The organism is Nocardia sp. PE-7, from assembly GCF_030486425.1.
Lineage (GTDB): Bacteria > Actinomycetota > Actinomycetes > Mycobacteriales > Mycobacteriaceae > Nocardia > Nocardia salmonicida_A.
In genome coordinates this window covers 4,146,944-4,169,217 of record NZ_CP129614.1, presented here as the reverse complement: position 1 = coordinate 4,169,217, position 22,274 = coordinate 4,146,944, and the positions used below count along the sequence as shown (strand labels likewise).

20 protein-coding genes are annotated in these 22,274 nt (G+C 67.5%); 11 read left to right on the top strand and 9 right to left on the bottom strand.

Annotated features, from left to right (window positions below; all coding sequences use genetic code 11):
* Positions 1–361: 361 nt before the first annotated feature.
* Complete coding sequence (locus QX204_RS19705) at positions 362–898, bottom strand: GNAT family N-acetyltransferase (protein WP_301901316.1); 537 nt, start codon at positions 896–898, stop codon at positions 362–364.
* Positions 899–913: 15 nt separating this feature from the next.
* A complete protein-coding gene (locus tag QX204_RS19700) occupies positions 914–1,825 on the bottom strand; it encodes a non-homologous end joining protein Ku (RefSeq protein WP_301901315.1) in 912 nt (303 codons plus the stop codon).
* 110 nt (positions 1,826–1,935) lie between these two features.
* On the opposite strand from QX204_RS19700, the gene QX204_RS19695 reads away from it, so the two are divergent.
* Entirely contained in the window at positions 1,936–3,003 is a 1,068-nt protein-coding gene (locus tag QX204_RS19695) for a lycopene cyclase family protein (protein WP_301901314.1), read from the top strand.
* Between the two features lie 247 nt (positions 3,004–3,250).
* The gene (locus tag QX204_RS19690) at positions 3,251–5,641 is read left to right on the top strand and encodes an MMPL family transporter (RefSeq protein WP_301901313.1); all 2,391 of its coding nucleotides are present in this window, start codon (positions 3,251–3,253) and stop codon (positions 5,639–5,641) included.
* Positions 5,642–5,710: 69 nt separating this feature from the next.
* On the opposite strand, the gene QX204_RS19685 is transcribed toward QX204_RS19690, so the two are convergent.
* Positions 5,711–6,475 (bottom strand): SDR family oxidoreductase, encoded by a 765-nt coding sequence (locus QX204_RS19685; protein WP_301901312.1) that lies wholly within the window; start codon positions 6,473–6,475, stop codon positions 5,711–5,713.
* A 123-nt stretch (positions 6,476–6,598) separates the two neighbouring features.
* Here QX204_RS19685 and QX204_RS19680 point away from each other — a divergent pair, with 123 nt between their 5' ends.
* Complete coding sequence (locus QX204_RS19680; RefSeq protein WP_301901310.1) at positions 6,599–8,230, top strand: ABC-F family ATP-binding cassette domain-containing protein; 1,632 nt, start codon at positions 6,599–6,601, stop codon at positions 8,228–8,230.
* 136 nt (positions 8,231–8,366) lie between these two features.
* Positions 8,367–8,639, top strand: a complete 273-nt coding sequence (locus tag QX204_RS19675; protein ID WP_056815384.1) for a helix-turn-helix domain-containing protein — start codon at positions 8,367–8,369, stop codon at positions 8,637–8,639.
* A gap of 23 nt (positions 8,640–8,662) precedes the next feature.
* Here QX204_RS19675 and QX204_RS19670 read toward each other — a convergent pair whose 3' ends face one another.
* The 4 genes from QX204_RS19670 to QX204_RS19655 all read right to left on the bottom strand — a co-directional run bounded on the left by QX204_RS19670 (position 8,663) and on the right by QX204_RS19655 (position 11,347).
* The gene (locus QX204_RS19670) at positions 8,663–9,622 is read right to left on the bottom strand and encodes an MvdC/MvdD family ATP grasp protein (RefSeq protein WP_301901307.1); all 960 of its coding nucleotides are present in this window, start codon (positions 9,620–9,622) and stop codon (positions 8,663–8,665) included.
* A 15-nt stretch (positions 9,623–9,637) separates the two neighbouring features.
* Positions 9,638–10,057 (bottom strand): hypothetical protein, encoded by a 420-nt coding sequence (locus QX204_RS19665; protein ID WP_301901305.1) that lies wholly within the window; start codon positions 10,055–10,057, stop codon positions 9,638–9,640.
* Between the two features lie 289 nt (positions 10,058–10,346).
* A complete protein-coding gene (locus QX204_RS19660) occupies positions 10,347–10,766 on the bottom strand; it encodes an acyl-CoA thioesterase (RefSeq protein ID WP_301901303.1) in 420 nt (139 codons plus the stop codon).
* Between the two features lie 86 nt (positions 10,767–10,852).
* Entirely contained in the window at positions 10,853–11,347 is a 495-nt protein-coding gene (locus QX204_RS19655; RefSeq protein ID WP_301901301.1) for a cupin domain-containing protein, read from the bottom strand.
* Between the two features lie 65 nt (positions 11,348–11,412).
* Between QX204_RS19655 and QX204_RS19650 the strand changes: the two genes are divergently transcribed.
* Positions 11,413–11,913, top strand: coding sequence for a MarR family winged helix-turn-helix transcriptional regulator (locus QX204_RS19650; protein ID WP_301901300.1), 501 nt, complete (start codon positions 11,413–11,415; stop codon positions 11,911–11,913).
* A gap of 107 nt (positions 11,914–12,020) precedes the next feature.
* Here QX204_RS19650 and QX204_RS19645 read toward each other — a convergent pair whose 3' ends face one another.
* Together QX204_RS19645 and acnA are read right to left on the bottom strand one after the other, a co-directional pair.
* Positions 12,021–12,590, bottom strand: a complete 570-nt coding sequence (locus QX204_RS19645; RefSeq protein WP_056810327.1) for a TetR/AcrR family transcriptional regulator — start codon at positions 12,588–12,590, stop codon at positions 12,021–12,023.
* 133 nt (positions 12,591–12,723) lie between these two features.
* Positions 12,724–15,522: an aconitate hydratase AcnA gene (acnA, locus tag QX204_RS19640; RefSeq protein ID WP_301901297.1), complete on the bottom strand. Its 2,799-nt coding sequence runs from the start codon at positions 15,520–15,522 to the stop codon at positions 12,724–12,726.
* Positions 15,523–15,819: 297 nt separating this feature from the next.
* Here acnA and QX204_RS19635 point away from each other — a divergent pair, with 297 nt between their 5' ends.
* From QX204_RS19635 to fabG1, 6 genes are all read left to right on the top strand, one after another.
* Positions 15,820–16,368, top strand: a complete 549-nt coding sequence (locus QX204_RS19635; protein WP_301901296.1) for an Rv1476 family membrane protein — start codon at positions 15,820–15,822, stop codon at positions 16,366–16,368.
* Positions 16,369–16,618: 250 nt separating this feature from the next.
* The gene (locus QX204_RS19630; protein ID WP_301901295.1) at positions 16,619–18,058 is read left to right on the top strand and encodes an NlpC/P60 family protein; all 1,440 of its coding nucleotides are present in this window, start codon (positions 16,619–16,621) and stop codon (positions 18,056–18,058) included.
* A 176-nt stretch (positions 18,059–18,234) separates the two neighbouring features.
* Positions 18,235–19,395: an AAA family ATPase gene (locus QX204_RS19625; RefSeq protein ID WP_301901294.1), complete on the top strand. Its 1,161-nt coding sequence runs from the start codon at positions 18,235–18,237 to the stop codon at positions 19,393–19,395.
* A 23-nt stretch (positions 19,396–19,418) separates the two neighbouring features.
* Positions 19,419–20,375 carry a DUF58 domain-containing protein gene (locus QX204_RS19620; protein ID WP_056810314.1) on the top strand — a complete coding sequence of 319 codons (957 nt, stop codon included), beginning with the start codon at positions 19,419–19,421 and terminating at the stop codon, positions 20,373–20,375.
* Positions 20,372–21,376 carry a VWA domain-containing protein gene (locus tag QX204_RS19615; protein ID WP_062983157.1) on the top strand — a complete coding sequence of 335 codons (1,005 nt, stop codon included), beginning with the start codon at positions 20,372–20,374 and terminating at the stop codon, positions 21,374–21,376. The genes QX204_RS19620 and QX204_RS19615 overlap by 4 nt, the downstream gene beginning before the upstream one ends.
* A gap of 85 nt (positions 21,377–21,461) precedes the next feature.
* On the top strand, positions 21,462–22,178 hold the full coding sequence (gene fabG1 / locus QX204_RS19610; RefSeq protein ID WP_301901290.1) for a 3-oxoacyl-ACP reductase FabG1: 717 nt from the start codon (positions 21,462–21,464) through the stop codon (positions 22,176–22,178).
* The last annotated feature ends 96 nt before the right edge of the window (positions 22,179–22,274 follow it).

Genomic DNA, 22,274 nt, shown 5'->3' with positions numbered 1-22,274 from the left:
CGGTTTGACTTGCCATGAGCGAAATCCTCGCAAATAGTGGTACGTCCGTCTAACTTGCGGACAAGGTGAATCCTGCGCCGCCTGCTGGCGATTCCGGTCCTGGTCGCGCCGGCGGCAGGGGCCGTGAGCTGTGGGCAAGACCACCGGGACGGCGTGGCGTGTATCGGTGTGAACGACATCGCCCGACCGCACTGGGAGGTATGCACGCGCAAGGCGGCCGAGCAGGGGATCACAGTCGCCGATATTCCCCGGGGCGGTCGGATCACGCTCAGCAACAATCCGGCACAACAGGTTCGGCCCTTGCTCGGGTTGTCGGCGGCGGGACCGGTGAGTCGGCTCCCTCGACGGCCCGGCCCGAGGATCAGCGCAACGGGTGCTCTATCGAGAGTCTCCCGCGGCGGACGAGGTCGCGTTTGGTGATCGGCGGCAGCGGGGCGTCGTCGTCCGGGACGTCGGGATTGGGCCGCACCAGCAGGGTGACGGTCGCGGCGGGCACGAACCCGCTGCTGGTCATCAGCGCGGCCGAGGCGCTGTTGCGGTCCTCGACATCGGTGACGATATGGCGGGCGCCGCGGGCGAACAGCGCCTCCGAGCACGCGTTCACCAGCCGCCGCGCGATCCCGTGGCCCTGCATATCGGGGGCGACCGCGATCCATTCCAGATACGCCCAGTCGTCGCGATGCTCGAACTCCATCGACCCGAGGACGAAACCGACCACCCGGTCGGAATCCAGGGCCACCCAGCAGGCGTTGTCGGGGCTGTCGAGGTGCTCGGCAGCGGCCGTGAGCGACCACGACGTGTACGGCTTGATCGTGGTGTCGAAGACCTGATGGCCGAGGTCGAGGACTTGACGCAGGTGTCCCAATCCCATCGGCACGACAGCGATGGCGGTGTCCATGGTCGCCAGTGTGCCCTACGCGCCCTTGCGGGTCGCGGTCTTGGACGCGGTGGATTTGCTCGTGGCGGCCTTGCGCGGCGCGGCTTTCTTGGCGGCTTTCTTCGCGGCCTTTTTCGCGGGCTTCGCCGGAGCGGCTTCTCGGCGACCGCTGGCCTCGAGGCTGCGTTGCAGCGCGGCGACCAGGTCCACGACTTCGGCGTCGGCCTGCTCGGCGGGCTCGGTTTCGGCGGCGGGTTCGACCTTGCCGGTGCCGCTGGCAATGGCCTCGTCGAGAAGCTTCTGTAGTTCGATCTGGTATTCGTCGGTGTATTCGGAAGGGTCGAAATCGCCCGACATCGACTCCACGAGAGTTTCGGCCATCTTCAGTTCCTGCGGGCGCGGGGCAGGCGCTTCGTCGAGCGAGGGGAATTCCACGGCGCGTACCTCGTCGGGCCACAGCAGCGTCTGCAGGACCAGTACGCCGTCACGTACGCGCAATGCGGCCAGGCGAGTCTTCTGGCGCAGCGTGAAATGCACGAGCGCGGTCTTGTCGATGCGTTCGAGGGTCGCCGCCAGCAACTGATAGGCCTTCGGCGTCGTGGAATCCGGTTCGAGGTAGTAGCTCTTCTCGAACAGCACCGGGTCGATCTGATCGGACGGCACGAATTCCAGCACCGGAATCTCGTGCTTCTCCGCGGCGGGGAGTTTCGAGAAATCGGCGTCGGTGAGCACCACCTGCTCACCATCCGGCGAGGTATAGGCCTTGTCGATATCGGCGAACTGCACGGAATTGCCGCACACCTGACAGACCCGGTCATATTTGATCCGGCCCCCGTCCTTGGCGTGGACCTGATGGAACCGAATGTCGTGGTCCTCGGTCGCTGTATAAACCTTGACCGGGACATTCACCAGCCCGAAAGCGATCGAGCCCTTCCAGATCGACCTCATGCAACCCATCATTGTCGATAGGTAGCGCCCGGGTGAGAAAGCGCTCCCGAATAGGTGCGGGCCCGTAATCCGGCGGTGCTCGAAATCGTGACGTCTGATCCAATCAACGGGTGGGTACGAACGTGATCGTGTGTGGGCTCGGTCCTGCGGGACGGGCTGTTGCTCATCGTGCGCTGGCGGCGGGCCGCGAGGTCACGGTGATCGATCCGAACCCGGATCGGGTGTGGACGCCGACCTATGCGGCATGGGCCGATGAATTGCCCGGGTGGCTCGATCCCGGCGTGATCGCGGCGACGGCGGAAGGGCCGACGGCGTGGGCGGTGGGCGAGCATCGGATCGATCGCGTCTATCAGGTGTTCGATACGGCGGCACTGCAGTCGTCGTTGACGCTCGACGGTGCGACCGTGATCGCGGATCGGGTCGTCGAGGCGGATGCGCGATCGGTGCGCACGGCGGGTGGGCTGACGCGTACCGGTCAGGTGGTCGATGCGCGGGGGTTGGGTCGGTCGCCGAGCCGGGCGGAGCAGACCGCCTACGGCGTGGTCGTGGCGAGGACGGGATCCGAGCCGACGCTGTTCATGGACTGGCGTCTCGACAACGGCGCCGACCCCGGCGACCCACCGTCGTTTCTGTACGCCATCCCGCTCGGCGCCGACACCGAACTCTTCGAGGAGACCTGCCTCGCGGGCCGACCAGCGCTCGCGCCGGCGGTGTTGCGGCGCAGACTCGAGCATCGGTTACACGCGCGCGGGATCGCGCTCACGGGATCGGAACCTGTTGAGCGAGTGCGCTTTCCGGTGCAGGGAGGCAAGCCGGGAGGCGGTCGATTCGGCGCCGCGGGCGCCCTGACCCATCCCGCGACCGGGTACAGCGTCGCCGCCGCACTCGCCGCGGCGGACACCGTGGTCGCGGGTGGCACGGTGTGGACTGCGCAAGCGCGGGCCGTAGCGGCCCTGCGCCGCGCGGGATTGCGTGCGCTGCTGGCTCTCCCGCCCCACGAGGTCCCGGCGTTCTTCGAGGTCTTCTTCGGTTTGCCCGCTCCTCTCCAGCGTTGCTACCTGTCCGGCCACGGCGATCTTCGCGGCACCCTCGCCACGATGCGCGCGCTGTTCACCGACCTGCCTCCGGCTCTGCGCCGCACTGTCATGACCTCGGCCGTCGGGGCGGCCGGTCGGTAGTCGAAGCCTGCTGGAGCGATCGATCTCGTCGTCGTGGCGCGGTGGTCGAGACCGGTAGCTGACCGGGACGAACAAGGGTGTGACGGAGGCCCGGCGGTACCGCCACGAAGTTGCTACGATCGCTGCGCGAACGCGCCGACCCGCCAACAGGATCGGGCCGACGAGGCGGACCGGCCGGAAGTACTTCCAGCTTCCACACGTCGATACGCGTGCCGCGCAATGGCGTGACGAGTTAGGGGACAATCCGGTGTTCGAATTCACCAGGCGGCGCAGCTGCTGGGTGCTCGGCGTTTTCGCGGTGCTCGCGGTGGTGCTCGGCACCCTGGGGGCCACGCTGTTCGAGCGGGTGGAGGGCGGCGGATACACCGACTCCGGCAGTGAATCCAGCCGTGCGCTCGAGGTGTTGCGCGAGGAGTTCGGGCAGGCGCCGCCGAACCTGCTGTTGCTGGTGGAAACCGAGTCCTCGGTCGAGGACCCCGAATCCACGGCGGCGGCAACGGCCTTGGTCGCCAACCTGCAGGAACGCGCAGGCGTCACCGGGGTGATGTCGTACTGGACCTCCCACCAGCCCGCGCTGCGCAGTGTCGACGGCAAGCAGGGTCTGATCGTCGCGAGTGTGCTCGGCAGCGAACGCGAGATCGACGAACGCGTCACCGCCATCTCCGAAGAGCTGACGGGCGAACAGGGATCGTTGCAGGTCAGGGCGGGCGGCTTCGCCATGCTCATGCACGAGACGGTGCAGCAGAGCAAGACCGATATCGCCAAGGGCGAGGCCATCGCCTTCCCGCTCACGCTGATCGCGCTGCTGTTCGTCTTCGGCGGTCTGGTCGCCGCGAGCCTGCCGCTGCTCGTCGCGATCGGCACCGTGCTCACCACCATGGGCGCGCTGTGGTTGCTCACCCTGTTCACCCCGCTGTCGGTGACCGCCACCAATGTGGCGACGCTGCTGGGCCTCGGGTTGGCCATCGACTACAGCCTGTTGATCGTCAACCGCTACCGCGACGAACTCGCCGAAGGTCGCACCCCGGCCGGTGCGGTGGCCACCACCCTGCGCACCGCGGGTCGCACCGTCGCGTTCTCCGCGCTCACCGTCGCGGTGGCGCTGGCCGGGTTGCTGTTCTTCCCGCTGCTGGCGATCCGGTCGATGGGTTACGCGGGCATCGTCGTGGCGGCGCTGGCCGCGCTGGTCTCGCTCACCGCGCTGCCCGCCGCGCTGTTGCTGATCGGCACGCGTATCGACAAGGGTCAGCTCGGCTGGTGGTTCCTGCGCGCCCCGCGCCCCGCACCGGGTGAGGGCGCCTGGCACAAACTCGCCACCGCCGTGATGCGCAAGCCGATCTCGATCGGGCTCGCTGTCACCGCACTGCTGCTCCTGCTCGGCGCACCGTTCCTCGGCGTGAACCTCGGTTTCCCGGACGAACGCACGCTGCCGGAATCGATGAACTCCCGTCAGGTCACCGAGATCGTGGCGCGCGACTTCGGCGAGAGCGACCAGCACACGCTGGTCGCCGTGCTTCCCGAAAGTGCCTACAGCGCCGCGGGACTCGACACCATCGCCCGCGATATGTCCGACCTGGACAATGTCCGTCGCGTCGACACGGCCACCGGCAGCTACGCCCAGGGCGGGCTGCTGCTCGAGCCCACCGCGGTGAACGCGCGATTCCGGGTCGAGAAGGCCGTCTACCTGTCGATCGTGCCGAGCACCGGCGACAGCGATGCCCTCGCCGACCTGGTCGAACAGGTGCGCGCGGTGCGGACGCCGAGCGAACTGCTGGTCGGCGGCGTGGCCGCGGCCAATGCCGACTCGGTCGCCGCCATCGAGAACGAACTGCCGTGGGCGCTCGGCTTCGTGGTGATCATGATGCTGATCGTGTTGTTCGCGCTCACCGGCAGCGTGGTGCTGCCGGTGCTGGCGGTGATCCTCAGCGCGCTGAGCCTGACCGCGACCTTCGGTGCGCTGGTGTGGATCTTCCAGGACGGGCACCTGTCCGGGGTACTCGGCTTCACCGTCACCGGCGATCTGTCCGCCACGGTCCCGGTGATGCTGTTCGCCGCCGCCTTCGGGCTCGCGATGGACTACCAGGTGTTCCTGCTGTCGCGGATTCGGGAGGAATACGACCGCACCGGCAAGAACGAGACAGCGGTCGCACTCGGCCTGGAACGGGTCGGGCGCATCGTCACCGCCGCCGCGATCCTCATCTCGCTGGTGTTCCTCGGTTTCCTGGCCTCCGACATCACTTTCATGAAGGCGTTCGGCATCGGCCTGCCACTGGCGGTGATCGTCGACGCCACCCTCGTGCGCGGGTTCCTGTTGCCCGCCACGATGAAGGTGCTCGGCGACGCGAACTGGTACGCGCCGGAGTTCCTGCGTCGCCTGCACGACCGGTGGGGCCTGGACGACAGCGGCGCGGCGCGCTCGCCGAAACGTGAAGTGGTGGTGCGTGATCCGCTGGCCGCCAGGTCCGAGGAAATCGTCGTTGTGGATCCGCTCGCGCGGGCAGAGGCGGCGCGGGCGGAAGCGGCCAGGGCCGAGGCCGAGCGGGCCGACGCGGCGCGGGCCGAGGACGGCGCGCGGGAGAACTCGCGGGCGAAGGACAGTGTTTCGGTCTCGACGGGAAGCCGCGAGACCTCGGTCTGACAACGCATCGCAGGGGCGGGCAGCGCGGAATCGCTGCCCGCCCCTGTGTGTTTCAGACGCTGTGGGTTCTCAGATGCCGCCGGTGGACAGGAACCCGCCGTCGACCCGCACACAATCGCCGGTGATCCACGCGGCCTCGTCGGACACCAGGAAGGCGATCAGCCGGGCCACGTCCTCGGGCACGCCGAGTCGCTTCATCGGGTACACGCTCGCGGCGCGCTCCTCGTCGTCGGAGTACAGCGCATCGGCGAACTTGGTCTTGACCACGCCCGGCGCCACCGCGTTGACCCGGATCTTGGGGCCCAGCTGCCAGGCCAGCTCCTCGGTGAGCCGGATCAGCGCCGCCTTCGACGCGCCGTAGGCCGAGATGACCCCCGACGACCGGATACCCGCGACGCTGGCCACGTTCACCACGGCGCCGCCGTGCTCGGCCATCCACGCACGGTAGGCCTGCTGCACATAGCCCAGCGAGGCCACCACGTTCACGTCGAAGATCTTGCTGACGCCACCCAGATCGGCGTCCATCAGCGGACCGTAGACGGGGTTGATGCCGGTGTTGTTGATCAGGATGTCGAGCGAGCCGTACTCGGTGACGGCCCTCGCCACGGCCTCCGCGCGCGCGTCGGCATCGCCGGCGTTGCCGGCGAGAAAGCTCACCTGGCCCTTGTGTCCCAGCGCGCGCAGCTCGGTGGCCGCGGCCTCCAGTGGTTCGGGTTTACGCGCGGTGATCAGCACGTTCGCGCCCCGGCGCATCAGTTCGGCCGCGGTCGCGAGGCCGATGCCGCGACTGGCTCCGGTGACGAGAGCGGTACGGCCAAGGAGATCGGTAGTCATGGCATGAGAGTAACCACGCTCACATCGGGCAGCGCCGGGTGCGGCTTCCTGGGACGTCGACGGTAAAATAAGTGGTTCTTGCCGATATGCCTTTCCCGTTTGTCTTACTCTGAGGAGAACTCTGTGATCACGGCGACCGACCTGGAGGTCCGGGCCGGAGTCCGCACCCTGCTCTCCGCTCCTGGGCCGGCGCTGCGAGTGCAGTCCGGCGACCGGATCGGACTGGTCGGTCGTAACGGTGCGGGTAAGACCACCACCCTGCGCATCCTCGCGGGTGAGGGTGAGCCGTACGCCGGAAAGATCACGCGTTCCACCGACATCGGCTACCTGCCGCAGGACCCGAAGGAAGGCGATCTCGATGTGATCGCCAAAGACCGGGTGCTCTCGGCCCGCGGGCTCGACGTCCTGCTGCGCGATATGGAGAAGGCCCAGGTCGAGATGGCCGAGGTCGCCGACGATGCCGCCCGCGACAAGGCGATTCGCCGGTACGGGCGCCTCGAGGACCAGTTCTCCTCGCTCGGTGGCTACGTCGCCGAAAGCGAGGCGGCTCGCATCTGCAACAGCCTCGGCCTGCCCGACCGCGTCCTCGGGCAGCAGCTGCGCACCCTCTCCGGTGGTCAGCGTCGCCGCATCGAGCTGGCTCGCATCCTGTTCTCCGCCTCCGACGGCTCGGGCGGGCGCTCCGACCGCATCCTGCTGCTCGACGAGCCGACCAACCACCTCGACGCCGACTCCATCACCTGGCTGCGCGGGTTCCTGCAGAGCCACGACGGCGGTCTGATCGTGATCAGCCACGACGTGGAACTGCTCGGCGACGTGGTCAACAAGGTGTGGTTCCTCGACGCCGTGCGCGGTGAGCCCGACGTCTACAACATGGGCTGGAAGAAGTACCTCGACGCGCGTGCCACCGACGAGCAGCGCCGCGTTCGCGAGCGCGCCAATGCCGAGAAGAAGGCGGGCGCGCTGCGTCAGCAGGCCGCCAAGCTCGGCGCGAAGGCCACCAAAGCCGCTGCGGCACACCAGATGGTGCGTCGCGCCGAACGCTTGATCAACGACCTCGACGACGTGCGCGTGAGCGACAAGGTCGCCCGCATCCGGTTCCCCGAGCCCGCGGCCTGCAGCAAGACTCCGCTGATGGTCAAGGACCTGACCAAGCTCTACGGTTCACTCGAGATCTTCACCGGCGTGAACTTCGCCGTCGACAAGGGCAGTCGCGTGGTGGTGCTCGGGCTCAACGGCGCCGGTAAGACGACCATGCTGAAACTGCTCGCCGGTGTCGAGACACCGACCGCGGGCGGCGTCGAGCAGGGGCGTGGGCTCAAGGTCGGCTACTTCGCCCAGGAGCACGACACGCTCGACGACCAGGCCTCGGTGTGGGAGAACATCCGCCACGCCTCCCCGGACGCGGGGGAGCAGGAGCTGCGCAGTCTGCTCGGTGCGTTCATGTTCACCGGTCCGCAGCTCGACCAGCCGGCAGGCACCCTGTCCGGCGGTGAGAAGACCCGCCTGGCGCTGGCCGGGCTGGTGTCCTCGGCGGCGAACGTGCTGCTGCTCGACGAGCCGACCAACAACCTCGACCCGGTCTCGCGTGAGCAGGTCCTCGAGGCGCTGCGCACCTACGCGGGCGCCGTGGTGCTGGTGACGCACGATCCCGGTGCGGCCGAGGCACTCAACCCGGAGCGGGTCATTCTGCTCCCCGACGGCACCGAGGACCATTGGTCGGCGGAGTACGCGGAGCTCATCGATCTCGCATAGAGCCGGTGTGTCGCGCAGGAATCGCGGTGGCAGGGAGGAACTCGCGGGGATCGCGTGAGTTTGATCACTGTTTTCGTTGATCACCGAGTGTGGAGTGTCTAGCCTGGAGGAAGTGCTCGGCGACTCGGAGGAAGCCATGAGCGACAGTTCCAGACAGGCCGCTAGGTCGGCCAAGGGTAAATCGACGATCGGCAAGGCCGCACTGGGCAAGGGAACCCGGGTCACGGGCAAGTCCCGCGACCGGTTGCAGTCCCAGTTGAAGAAGCAGTACGAGGCGGGCGCGTCCATTCGCTCCCTGGCCAGGTCCACCGGCCGCTCGTACGGCTTCATCCACAATGTGCTGGTCGAGTCACACGTCGAACTGCGTGGGCGCGGCGGCGCCAATCGGCGCAAGAATCCGGCCGACTGAGCGGGACGTCGTCGACGGAGCCGCTACCAGCCTGCGACGGCTCCGTCGCCGCGGACCAGCAGATTCGCCAGGCTGGCGAACAACGGTAGCCCCGTCTTGATCTCGAGGTACGCGAACTGCCCCTGGGGGTTCACCTCGAGGAAGTAGTACTCGCCATCGCTGCCGAGGCGCAGGTCGACCACGCCGAAGCTGAGTCCGAGCGCGCCCATCAGGGTCGCGAGGGACTTGCTCACCGAGGCAGGCAACCGGTCCGGCGCGAAGGCGACGGAGGTGTCGAGCCGGGAATCGATGCGGCCGACCCCCGCCTGCGAGTCGATGCGCACACTCCACTCGACACCGTCGACCCACACCACCCGCAGATCGCAACTGGCCTCCACATAATCCTGGAACGTGGTCGGCGTCGAACGGATCGAGTCGAGCCGGTTCAGCTCGGGTCGGGTGATGATCCTCGTCTCGGAGAACTCGCCACGCCCGGTGCCGGTGCGTTTGTACACCACTGGACCGCACCGGGATTCGACGAAACTGCGCGCCTCGTCCGGGTCGTTGGTGATCAGCGTCTCCGGGATCGTGAACCCCGCTCGCTGGGCGGTTTCGAGCTGCACGATCTTGCGCGAGGCGGTGCGTTCGGCGGCCGGGTCGTTGACCCAGTACGCCGGGATCGACCACAGCATGCCTTGCAGGAAGCCGTCGCACTCGGCCTGGCGGAACTCGTCGTCGGCGGCGCGCACGCCGGTGGGAACCTTGCACGGGTGCGGCCTGCGCCACCACACCGCACGCACGTCGTCGAGACCGTGAATGTGCGACATCGCGCGGTTGGTGCCCGCTTTGTCTAGCCGGAAACTCCCTGTCTCGGAGGGAAAGTCGCGCAAGTCGAGTCGGATGGGGTCGAGGCCGTGGTGTTCTCGCAAGGTCGACGCCAGCGCATCGGCGTGCAGGTCGTCGGTTTCGGAGACGATGAGCACGGCATCGGTCGCGCCTTCCATGACTGCCGCGCCGTTTCAGTCGAGGCTGTCGCAGTTGATGCCGTCGCGGAAGGTGAACGTTGCCCCGGTGGCACCACCTCGTTCGGCGATGCGCAGTTTCGTCGCCCAGCTGAGGGTGGCGCGGGCCAGTTCCTCGTCGTCCAGCGCCTCCGACGGTTCCGGTGCGAGGGTGATCGGTCGGTCGACCAGATCGACGCGCATCCGTCGGGTGAAATCGGCGGTGGCGCCGGGGCGGATATCGACCCGTACCTGACGCTCACCCGCGCACACGCGGTCTTCGGTGAGTCGCACGACGTCGTTGCGGTCGAAAGTCCAGGTTCCACCCTCGACGCGCACCGAGATGTCGCGATCGGACTCGGCCACCAGCAATCCGCGCAAGGCGGGGCCCCGATCTCGGGACGACGCGGTAGCGGGGAGGTGGACGGCGTCTGTCATGGGCGCTCACTCCGATCTTTTCTCGTCTGCTCGCGATTTGCCAGAACCCCAAAAGGTGCTTCGGATCATAGCGTGAACAGGCGGTCCACCGAGCGGGTTCGCGAGATTTACGGAGTGCCGGGCAAACCGCCGAGCGGCGCGTGATCGCCTTGCCGGGAAAGAATTTCGGACAACTCGGATGTTGCAACTGTGTTCTCACGGGCAATCCGACAGCAAACACAATGAAGACGGCGTGGCGGGCGCCCTCGGGTGTGTGCCGGAGGGCGCCCGCCGCGCCGTGCGAGGTTCTCTAGAGTCCGAGCAGTTCGGGATTCTCGGCGAGCTCGCGGAAGTGTTCGGCCGGTTTCGGCACGAGTCGACGGGTCGTCAGGTCCATCGCGCCTGCCAGTACGGTGATCTCTGCGGCGACCGTACCGTCGAGCTTGATGATCTGGTGGTGGAAACGGAAGACCTTCTCGCCTTCCTTCCAATCGAACGCACAGGTCACGGTGACCTCGTCGCCACCGCGCAGCTCGCGCTTGTACTTGATGGTGGACTCGAGCACCACCGCGCCGACGCCGCTGGCGATGAACTTGTCCTGCGCGATCCCCGCCGCGCGCATCAGCTCCCACCGGGCGTGCTCGCCGTACTGGTGGTAGACGGCGTGATTGAGGTGGCCCTGGGTGTCGAGCTCGTAGCCTCGGACGAGGACCGGTACGGAGAACGTCATACGGCGTACAACCGGCCGCTTCCGACTCGTTGTTCCCGATCGGCGTGCAATCTCGGCCACACTGCGACCGGGAACCGCATGACGGATCAGCCGCGTTGGGCGTTGCGCTCGGCCCACCAGGCGGGCGCGTCGACGAAGTGGTTGTCGAATTCCTCTTGGGCGGCGACGAATTCGTCATGGGTGGCGTCGCCGCGGAGGAGCCGGTCGAGCAGGCGGAAGTACTCGAAGCGTTGCACGCCGGGCATCAGGGCGATCAGGATGCGCGCGCCGGTGTCCGGGGTGGCGCCGAAGGCGTGCGGCATCTGTCGTGGGACGACGAGCGAGCCGCCCGCACCGACGGTGAGGATCTGGTCGCCCGCCATGACCTGGAGCTCGCCGTCGGCGACGTAGAACAGCTCGTCGGAACGGGTGTGGAAGTGCGGGGCGGCGCCGTCGGCGCCCCGGGTCATGGTGACTTCGAGCGTGCTGACCGCGCCGTCGCTGGCGTTCGCGTCGGTGAGCAGGCGCATGCGCACATTCTCGGTACCCAGGGTCTCGGCGTCCTCGGGCAGGCAGAGGGCGATCTCGCGGGTATTCGTCATGACCATTCCGTTCGTCGGTTGATAGTTAATCACCGAACTATATCTCGGCGAATAGAATGATGTCCATGGATGAACGGGAACCGGATGTGGTCGACGCGATCACGGCGCAGTGGCAGCGGGAGCGACCCGATCTGGAGCTGGAGGCGATGGCGGTCTTCGGCAGGCTCGGCAGGCTGATGAACATCGCCATGGCGCGGATCGACAGTGTTTTCACCGCACACGGTTTGCAGCGCGGCGAGTTCGATGTGCTCGCGGCGCTGCGTCGTTCGGGTGCGCCCTTCGAGCTCAACCCGTCGGTGCTCGCCGATACCTTGATGCTGTCGCGGGCGGGGATGACCGGACGTATCGACCGACTCGAAACGGCGGGCCTGGTTCGCCGCGTCGCCGATCGCGAGGATCGACGCGCTGTGCGGGTGGCGCTCACCGAGGAGGGTCGGACACTGGTCGACACGGTCGTCGTGGCGCACACCGAGAACGAGACGGCGATGCTGGCGGTGCTGAAGCCGGCCGATCGCGTCGCCCTGGACCGGATCTCGCGAACCTTGCTCAGTGGCTGGGCGCGCTGACCTTCCGATCCCGGTCAGGGAAAAGACCTCCGGGGAATTTCCCGCCGCGCGCAATCAGCGAGAGTTCGGCGGCCATGGGGCTACTCCATGGCCGCGTCGAGCCTGACTCAGGATTCCTTGCGTCGCACCGAGGCTTCGACGAGATCCAGTACGGCGGAAAGGTTTTCGTTGGTGTGGCCCGAGGCGATGCGGGCGATCAACCCGTCGAGGACCAAGTCGAGGTAGCCGAGTAGGACATCGGTGGGGACATCGTCTCGGAGGGCGCCTGCTGCTTTGCGGCGCTCGAGGCGGGCCAGGGTCGCGGCGGTCAGTTCAGCCGAGCGCTGGGTCCAGCCCGCGCGGAATTCGGGGTCGGTGCGGACTCGGCGCGCGATTTCCAGACGGGTGCCCAGCCAGTTGAATTCCTCTGGGCGGGCGAGCATATCGCGCATCACCTGGACCAGGCCCTGATTGGCGGCGACTTCGGCCATGCGTTCGGCGTCGTCTTTGGCCAGGGCGAAGAACAGGGCGTCCTTGTCGCGGAAATGGTGGAAGATCGCGCCGCGGGACAGGCCGATGGCCTCTTCCAGGCGGCGCACGGTGGCGCCGTCATAGCCGTATTCGGCGAAGCAGCGTCGTGCACCGTCGAGGATCTGGCTGCGGCGGGCGGCGAGGTGGTCGTCGCTGACCTTGGGCATGATTCCTCCAGCTAGCGGATACACGGACCCCCGCCCCGGCGAACCGAGACGGGGGCTGTCGCATTATTCATGGGGGCAAGCGAATGCCCTTGTGGCGCAACACCTTACGGTGTTGCGCCACCGGGTCGAACAATCAGCCGCGGATCATGTTGCGCAGCACGTACTGCAGGATGCCGCCGTTGCGGTAGTAGTCGGCCTCACCGGGGGTGTCGATGCGGACGACCGCGTCGAACTCGGTGACCTTGCCGTCTTCCGCGGTGGCGGTGACCTTGACGGTCTTGGGGGTGACACCCTCGTTGAGGGCGGTGATCCCCGCGATGTCGAAGGTCTCGGTGCCGGTCAGGCCCAGCGAGGCAGCGGACTGCCCGGCCGGGAACTGCAGCGGCACAACGCCCATGCCGATCAGGTTGGAGCGGTGGATGCGCTCGAACGACTCGGTGATGACGGCCTTCACGCCGAGCAGGCTGGTGCCCTTGGCGGCCCAGTCACGCGAGGAGCCCGAACCGTATTCCTTGCCACCGAGCACGACCAGCGGGATGCCCGCGGCCTGGTAGTTCTGCGAGGCGTCGTAGATGAACGCCTGCGGGCCACCGTCCTGGGTGAAGTCGCGGGTGTAACCACCCGAGACGTCGTCGAGCAGCTGGTTGCGCAGCCGGATGTTGGCGAAGGTGCCACGGATCATGACCTCGTGGTTACCGCGACGCGAGCCCAGCGAGTTGTAGTCCTTGCGGGCCACACCGTTGGCGTCGAGGTACTGCGCGGCGGGGGTGCCGGGCTTGATCGGGCCCGCCGGGGAGATGTGGTCGGTGGTGACCGAGTCGCCCAGCAGCGCCAGCACGCGAGCGCCGGAGATGTCGGTGACGGGGGAGGGATCCATCGACATGCCGTCGAAGTACGGCGCCTTGCGCACGTAGGTCGACTTCTCGTCCCACGCGAAGGTATCGCCCTCCGGGGTCGCCAGACCCTGCCAACGCTTGTCACCGTCGAAGATGGTGGCGTAGGAGTTGCGGAACATGTCCTGGCTGATCGACGTCTTGATGGTGTCGTCGATCTCCTGGGCCGAGGGCCAGATGTCCTTCAGGAAGACATCGTTGCCGTCGGTGTCCTGGCCGAGCGCGTCGGTCTCGAAGTCGAAGTCCATCGTGCCCGCGAGCGCGTAGGCGATGACCAGCGGCGGGGAGGCCAGGTAGTTCATCTTCACGTCGGGGGAGATGCGACCCTCGAAGTTGCGGTTACCCGAGAGCACCGCGGTGACCGAGAGGTCGTTGTCGTTGATCGCGGCCGAGATCGCCTCGGGCAGCGGACCGGTGTTGCCGATGCAGGTGGTGCAGCCGTAGCCACCGACGAAGAAGCCCAGCTTCTCCAGGTAGGGCCACAGACCGGCCTTCTCGTAGTAGTCGGTGACGACCTGCGAGCCCGGGGCCATGTTGGTCTTCACCCACGGCTTGGTCGCGAGACCCTTTTCCACCGCGTTGCGGGCGAGCAGGGCGGCGCCGAGCATGACCGACGGGTTGGAGGTGTTGGTGCAGGAGGTGATACCCGCGACGACCACCGCGCCGTGATCGAGGACGAACTTGTTGCCGTCCTCGCCGACGACCTCGATCGGCTTGGACGGACGACCCTTGGCACCGTTGGCCGCGGAGTGCGCGGGGGTGTAGGTGTCGTCGGCGGCGGCAGCGGACACCGCGGTCGGGTCCGAGGCCGGGAAGGACTCGTCGACGCCCTCGTCCAGCGCGGTGAGCTCACCCTCGCCGACGTAGTTGACGATGTCGGAGCGGAACGCGCTCTTGGAGTCGCTGAGCAGGATGCGGTCCTGGGGACGCTTCGGGCCCGCGATCGAGGGCACGACGCTGCCCAGATCGAGCTCGAGGTACTCCGAGTACACCGGCTCGCGGTCGGCGTCGTGCCACATGCCCTGTTCCTTGGCGTACGCCTCGACGAGCGCGAGCTGCTCGTCGCTGCGGCCGGTCAGGCGCAGGTAGTTGATGGTCTCCTCGTCGATCGGGAAGATCGCGGCGGTGGAGCCGAACTCGGGGCTCATGTTGCCCAGGGTGGCGCGGTTGGCGAGGGGGACCTCGGAGACGCCCTTGCCGTAGAACTCGACGAACTTGCCGACGACGCCGTGCTTACGCAGCTGCTCGGTGACGGTGAGCACCACGTCGGTGGCGGTGACGCCCGGCTTGATCTCGCCGGTCAGCTTGAAGCCGACCACGCGCGGGATCAGCATGGAGACGGGCTGGCCGAGCATCGCGGCCTCGGCCTCGATGCCGCCGACGCCCCAGCCCAGCACGCCGAGGCCGTTGACCATGGTGGTGTGCGAGTCGGTGCCGACACAGGTGTCGGGGTAGGCCTGGCCGTTGCGGACCATGACCGTGGGGGCCAGGTACTCGATGTTGACCTGGTGGACGATGCCCATGCCCGGGGGGACGACCTTGAAGTCGTCGAAGGCGCCCTGGCCCCAGCGCAGGAACTGGTAACGCTCGCCGTTGCGCTCGTATTCGAGGTCGACGTTGCGCTCCAGCGCGTCGGCGCGGCCGAAGACGTCCAGGATCACCGAGTGGTCGATGACCATGTCGGCGGGCGAGAGCGGGTTGACCTTGCTCGGATCGCCACCGAGGACGGTGACGGCCTCACGCATGGTGGCGAGGTCGACGATGCAGGGCACGCCGGTGAAGTCCTGCATGATCACGCGCGCGGGGGTGAACTGGATCTCGACGCTCGGCTGGGCCGAGGGGTCCCAGTTCGCGATCTCGCGGATGTGGTCGGCGGTGATGTTCGCGCCGTCCTCGGTGCGCAGCAGGTTCTCTGCCAGCACCTTCAGGGCGTAGGGCAGCTTCTCGGTGCCGGGAACAGCCGAGAGACGGAAGATCTCGTAGGAGTTGCTTCCGACCTCGAGCGTGCCTTTGGCGCCGAAGGTATCAATCTTCGTCACGTCAGCTCCACTCATGTGTGAGGGTGTGCCGCCGGCGGGGCTGTGCCGGCGGCTCGCGTCTTCGGAGGGGGTATCCGGCGCCGTGAGTGCCGAATTCCTCGCCGTACGAGCCTAACAGTACGCTTGTCCTATGAAATACGCGGGGGCCGTCGGTGGTGCCGTGCAGGCGTAGTCGAGCGCCGCGTCGCGTACTGTGCCTGACGAGCGAAGTCGGGGAAGACGCAGTGACGCTCACCTTGGCAGTGTTGGACGCCCGTCGCGACACCGGCGACTGTGGCTCGACAGACCGGATGGAAGATGACCACTTTTGCGCCGATGGCGGCCGAACTGCCGCCGAACACCGTGCTGAGCAGCGTCGCGTCCGACCTCGCCGACAATCACGTCGCGGCCCCCAAGGGTCAGGATCAGGAGAAGCTGGCGTCGATCGTCGCGCAGGCGCGATCCGAGGGGATCCCGCTCAGCGTCGTCGTCGTTCCCGGTAATCCCGGCCACGACTCGAGCCTACGTGATCTGGCCACCGAGGTCGGCGAGAGTACCCACGGCACCGTCGCGGTCTTCAGCGACGACTGGGTCGGTACCTACAGCGACAGCATCAGCCGGGTTCGGCTCGAGTGGGCCGAGGACTCGGCCAAGTACAAGGGCAACCATCCCGAAGAGGCCGTGCAGGCCTTCGTCGACCGGCTGGAACAGCCGGAGGGCGTCTCCTGGGGCGCCATCACCATGGTGTTGATCAGCCTCATGGTGCTGGTGATCGCCGGGCTGTACCTGGTGAAGGTCCGCCGCGGACCCGAGGTGGACGCGGCGGCTGTCGCGGCACCACGCGTCGATGCGAGTTCCACCAACTGACTGGTTTCACTCCAGTCGCATTTCCGAATCAGCGGTCTGTTTTCTCCGGTAGAAAGCTGTCCCCTGTCACGCAAATTTCGAGCAATCGATGAATTGTTGCCGCGCGCCACTGTGACGGATGTTTCCTTTGGGAACCATGTGTCGTACGGTTGCGATGAACGCGATCGTGAATGCAGTGGTACAGGGGGCATTGGTCGACTCTTGTGGTCGGTGTTTCGACTGATGCGCCGGTGGCGTATGTCGAGTCGAGATGCTCGGAGGTACCGTGCGCAGTGCGGGCAGGCGGGACGAACCAGGTCTATTACGAATAGCGATCGGTTTGCTGGCGGTGGTGGCAGTGGTGCTCGCCGCGGGACCGGTCGCTGCGGTACCACCCCCTCCACCTAATCCGTCCGACGGTGAGATCGCCGGCGCGGGCGCCCAGGTCGACGCGCGGGTCGGCGAGATCGGTGTGCTGATCAATCGCGTCGCCGCGGCCGATCAGCAGTTGCGCGAACTCGACGACCAACTCGCCGGCAAACGCGAAGCGGTCAACCGGGCACTCGTCGACCTGCAGACCGCCCGCGACGCCGCCGACGCGGCCGCGGCCGCCGTCTCCGACAGCCAGACCCAACTGGCCGACGCGGGCGTGAAAGTCGAGGTGGCACGCCAGGATTTCGATCAGGTCGCCACCCAGGCCTACGTGCGTCCCGCCAACAGTTCGGTCGTCACCTACCTCGCCTCCTCGACCCCCGATGCCGCGATGGACCGCGCCCAGGTGCTCGGCATGGTGTCGAAGAACCAGCGACAGGTGCTCGACGGCCTGCGCCGCGCCCAGGTCGCCCAGGCCAATCAGAATTCCGCCGCCCGCCAGGCCAAGGCCGACGCCGATACCGCCGCGGCGGGCGCGGAACAGAAGCGCGATGCCGCCCAGCACGCGGTGAACATCGCGAAATCCGAGTTCGACACCCAGGCCGTGGCCCGCGACACCCTGAGCCGCGACCGTAGTGCCGCCCAATCCGCCCTCGACGTGGCCCGCTCGACCGTCGCGGGGCTCCAGAGCCAACGCGAGATCTTCCTGACCTGGGACGCCCAACGCGAAGCCGAGGTGCTCGCCCTGCTGGCCGCGGCCAACGCCGCCGCCTCGCGTGCCGCTGCCGACAAGGCCGCCCGCGACCGTGCCGCCCAGCTCAACGAAGGCCAGCGCCCGCACGCCGACCTCGAGTCGACCCCGGCCTCGCCGCGCAAAACCATGCCGCGCCCGTCGCAACCTCAGGTCACCGGTTCGGCGGCGATCGAAATTGTGGTCGACCGCGCGATGTCGCAGCTCGGCGTCACCTACGCCTGGGGCGGCGGCGACGAGGACGGACCCACCCTGGGCATCCGTGACGGCGGCACCGGTGACGCCCACGGCGACTTCGAGAAGGTCGGTTTCGACTGCTCCGGCCTGATGCTCTACGCCTTCGCCGGTATCGGCGTCTCGCTGCCGCACTACAGCGGCTACCAGTACAACGCGGGCACCCGGGTCGACGTCGAGGATCGCGAACGCGGCGACATGCTGTTCTGGGGCCCCGGCGGCAGCGTGCACGTGGCGATGTATCTGGGCAACGGCAAGATGATCGAGGCCCCTGAATCCGGGGATGTCGTGAAGATTTCGCCGGTCCGTGAAGACGGCATCATGCCGTACGCGGTGCGCATCGTCACCGATTGAATCCGTATCGTCGCTGGTAGGGGCGAAATCGGTGCGTCGTGTGCCACACCGGCTGCCGCACGTGAGTGCCGTCACGAGGATGACGAATCCCCGTCTAGTACTGGCCGGTTGCGGCGCACCGGGCGATTCAATGGAATAGTTGGTGCCGCACGCACAGGACCAAAGCGAAAGCGGGGATGTTGGTGACTTCGACGGAAGGTGTGAGCGGGCCGAAGCTGGCGAAGGACGCCGGTACGGCCGCGCCGAGCACCCTGGAGCGTGACGTCCAGACTCTCGAGAAGGCGATCTACGAGGTCAAGCGGGTTATCGTCGGTCAGGACCGGCTCGTCGAGCGCTTGCTCGTCGCCGTGCTGGCACGCGGACACGTGCTGCTCGAAGGTGTGCCGGGCGTCGCGAAGACTCTTGCGGTGGAAACCTTCGCCAAGGTCATCGGCGGCTCGTTCTCCCGGGTGCAGTTCACCCCGGACCTCGTGCCCACCGACCTCATCGGTACCCGCATCTACCGGCAGGGCCGCGAAGAGTTCGACACCGAGCTCGGCCCGGTGGTCGCGAACTTCGTGCTCGCCGACGAGATCAACCGCGCACCGGCCAAGGTGCAGTCGGCACTGCTCGAGGTGATGGCCGAGCGCAAGCTGTCGATCGGCGGCAAGACCTACCCGATGCCCGATCCGTTCCTGGTCATGGCGACCCAGAACCCGATCGAGAGCGAAGGCGTGTACCCGCTGCCCGAGGCGCAGCGCGACCGCTTCCTGTTCAAGGTCGTCGTGGACTACCCCTCGGTCGAGGAAGAGCGCGAGATCATCTACCGGATGGGCGTGAGCGCGCCCGAGCCGAACCAGATTCTCGACCCCGAAGACATCATCCGCCTGCAGAAGGTGGCCGCCAACGTCTTCGTGCACCACGCGCTCGTCGACTACGTGGTCCGCGTGATCACCGCGACCCGCACGCCCGCCGACTTCGGCATGGACGATGTGGCGAGCTGGATCTCCTACGGCGCTTCCCCGCGCGCGAGCCTGGGCATCATCGCCGCGGCCCGCTCGGTCGCGCTGATCCGTGGCCGTGACTACGTGGTGCCCCAGGACGTCGTCGAGGTGATCCCGGACGTGCTGCGTCACCGTCTGGTGCTGTCGTACGACGCGCTGGCCGACGAGGTTTCGCCCGAGGACGTCATCAAGCGCGTGCTGCAGACCGTCGGCCTGCCGCAGGTCGCCCCGCAGGCCAACGGTCAGGCTGCCCCGCAGCAGCCGCCGGTGCCCCAGCCGCCCCAGCCGCAGCCCGCGCCGCAGGCGGTGAACGGGCAGCAGTCCCAGCCCGCCGGCTCCGTCGCGCCCCAGTGAGTGCGCCGGAACCCGTTGTCCGCGTGCCCACCTCGTCTCACGCTCCGCCGTCGTTCCGTGCCGGTGAACTGACCGACCCGAAGCTGTCGGCCGCGCTCAAGACCCTGGAGTTGACGGTGCGGCGCCGCCTCGACGGCGTGCTGCACGGTGATCACCAGGGGCTGATCCCCGGTCCGGGTTCGGAACCGGGGGAGGCGCGGCTGTACCAGCCGGGTGACGATGTGCGACAGATGGATTGGTCGGTCACCGCCCGCACCACCCATCCGCACGTGCGGCAGATGATCGCCGACCGCGAGCTGGAGACCTGGCTCGTCGTCGACCTGTCGTCGAGCCTGGACTTCGGTACCGGGCGGGTACACAAGCGCGATCTCGCGATCGCGGCGGCCGCGGCGATCACCCACCTCACCTCGGGCGGCGGCAACCGGATCGGCGCCGTCGTGGCGACCGGTCAGGACCTGGTCCGCATCCCGGCCCGCAGCGGACGCATGCACGCCCAGACCCTGTTGCGCGGCATCGCGACCACCCCGCACGCCCGCGACGGCGTGCGCGGTGATCTCAAGGCCGGGATCGAATCGCTGCGCCGTCCGCAACGCAAACGCGGTCTGGCCGTGGTGATCAGCGACTTCCTCGGCGACGTCGACTGGCAGCGCTCCCTGCGCGCGATCTCCGCCCGCCACGACCTGCTGGCCGTGGAAGTGCTCGATCCCCTCGACATCGCGCTGCCCGACGGCGGCGACGTGGTGCTGCACGATCCCGAATCGGGCCGCACCCGCGAGTTCAGCGTGACCCCCACGCTGCGTGCCGATTTCGCGGCCGCGGCCGGAGCCCAGCGTGAGCAGGTGGCGCAGGCGCTGCGCAGCTGCGGCGCGCCGGTGCTCACCCTGCAGACCGATCGGGACTGGATCGCCGACGTGGTCCGGTTCGTGTCCACCCGGCGCCACAGCCTCGGCGCCCCGAGCGGGCGGGTGCCTCGCCAGTGAGTATTTCGCATTTCACGGCCGTTGTCTGGCTCGGTTTCCTCGCGGTCGTCGCCCTGCTCGTGCTCGGCTACGTGCTGGTGCAGCGCGCCCGGCACAAGCGGATGCTGCAGTTCGGCAACATGGCCATCCTGGAGCGGGTCGCGCCCTCGCGCCCGAGTCCGATGCGCCATGCGCCGATCGCGCTCATCCTGGTCGGCCTGGTGCTGCTGACCATCGCCGCCGCGGGCCCTACCGCCGTGCAGAAGGTGCCGCGCAACCGCGCGACAGTCGTTCTGGTGATGGATGTTTCGCTGTCGATGGAGGCCACCGACGTGCCGCCGAACCGGCTGCAGGTCGCGCAGAAGGCCGGTAAGGATTTCGTCGACGGTCTGACGCCGGGCATCAACCTCGGTTTCGTCACGTTCGCGGGCACGGCCTCGGTGATGGTGTCGCCGACGACCAACCGCGAGGCGGTCAAGCACTCCATCGACAACATCAAGCTGGCCGAGCGCACCGCCACCGGCGAGGGCGTGCTCACCGCGCTGCAGTCGATCGACACCCTGGCCGCCGTGCTCGGTGGCGCCGAGACGCCCCCGCCCGCGCGCGTGGTGCTGATGTCGGACGGCAAGCAGACGGTGCCCGACGACAAGGACGTCGACAACCCGCGGCACGGTTTCACCGCCGCGCGCCTGGCCAAGAACAAGGGCATCCCGGTCTCGACGATCTCCTTCGGTACCGAGTGGGGCACGGTCGAGATCCCGGATTCCGACGGCAAGGGTTCGCAGCGGGTGAAGGTGCCCGTGGACAACGACTCGTTGCGCGAGATCGCCGAGCTGTCGGGCGGTGACTTCTACACCGCCTCGTCGCTGGCCGAACTCACCGCGGTCTACGACACCCTCGAGGAACAGATCGGCTACGAGACCACGCGCGGCGATGCGAGCAGGCCGTGGCTGCTGCTCGGCATGCTGGCCATCGCGGCGGGAGTCGTGGTCAGTTTGCTCTATCGTCAACGTCTGCCCTAGCTCCCACCGCCCCCGCGTTGTGAGCTGTCGCAACGGCGCGACCCTGACGCGGGGCGCACGAATCGGAACAGATAGGTTGAACCCTATGTCGAACGTCACATCCCGGTCGGTCCTGGTCACCGGCGGTAACCGCGGTATCGGTCTCGCTGTCGCGCAGCGTCTGCAGGCCGACGGCCACAAGGTCGCCGTCACCCATCGCGGATCGGGGGTGCCCGAGGGTCTTTTCGGTGTGAAGTGCGATGTCACCGACAGCGATTCGGTCGATCGTGCGTTCACCGAGGTCGAGGAGCACCAGGGTCCGGTCGAGGTGCTCGTCGCCAATGCGGGCATCACCGACGACACCCTGCTGATGCGCATGACCGAAGAGCAGTTCACCAAGGTCATCGACGCCAACCTGACCGGTGCGTTCCGCTGTGCCAAGCGAGCCAACCGCAATATGCTGCGGGGTCGCTGGGGCCGGATGATCTTCCTCGGTTCCGTGGTCGGCCTCAGCGGTCAGGCCGGGCAGATCAATTACGCCTCCTCCAAGGCCGGCGTCATCGGTATGGCCCGTTCGATCAGTCGTGAGCTGGGTTCGCGCTCGATCACCGCCAACGTGGTCGCGCCCGGTTTCATCGAAACCGATATGACCAAGGATCTGCCCGACGATCTGAAAGATATGGCGAAGAAGTTCATTCCGCTGCAGCGTCTCGGCCAGCCGGAAGACATCGCGGCCGTCGTCAGCTTCCTCGCTTCCGAGGACTCCCGCTATGTCACCGGCGCCGTTATCCCGGTCGACGGTGGCATGGGCATGGGTCACTGATCCGACAAAGGCGCTGTCGTCCACGTCGACGGCCGCTATTGCATGGGTCACTGATCCGCTAACGGATCGTCCCGCATCACCGACAAGGTGGCGGCA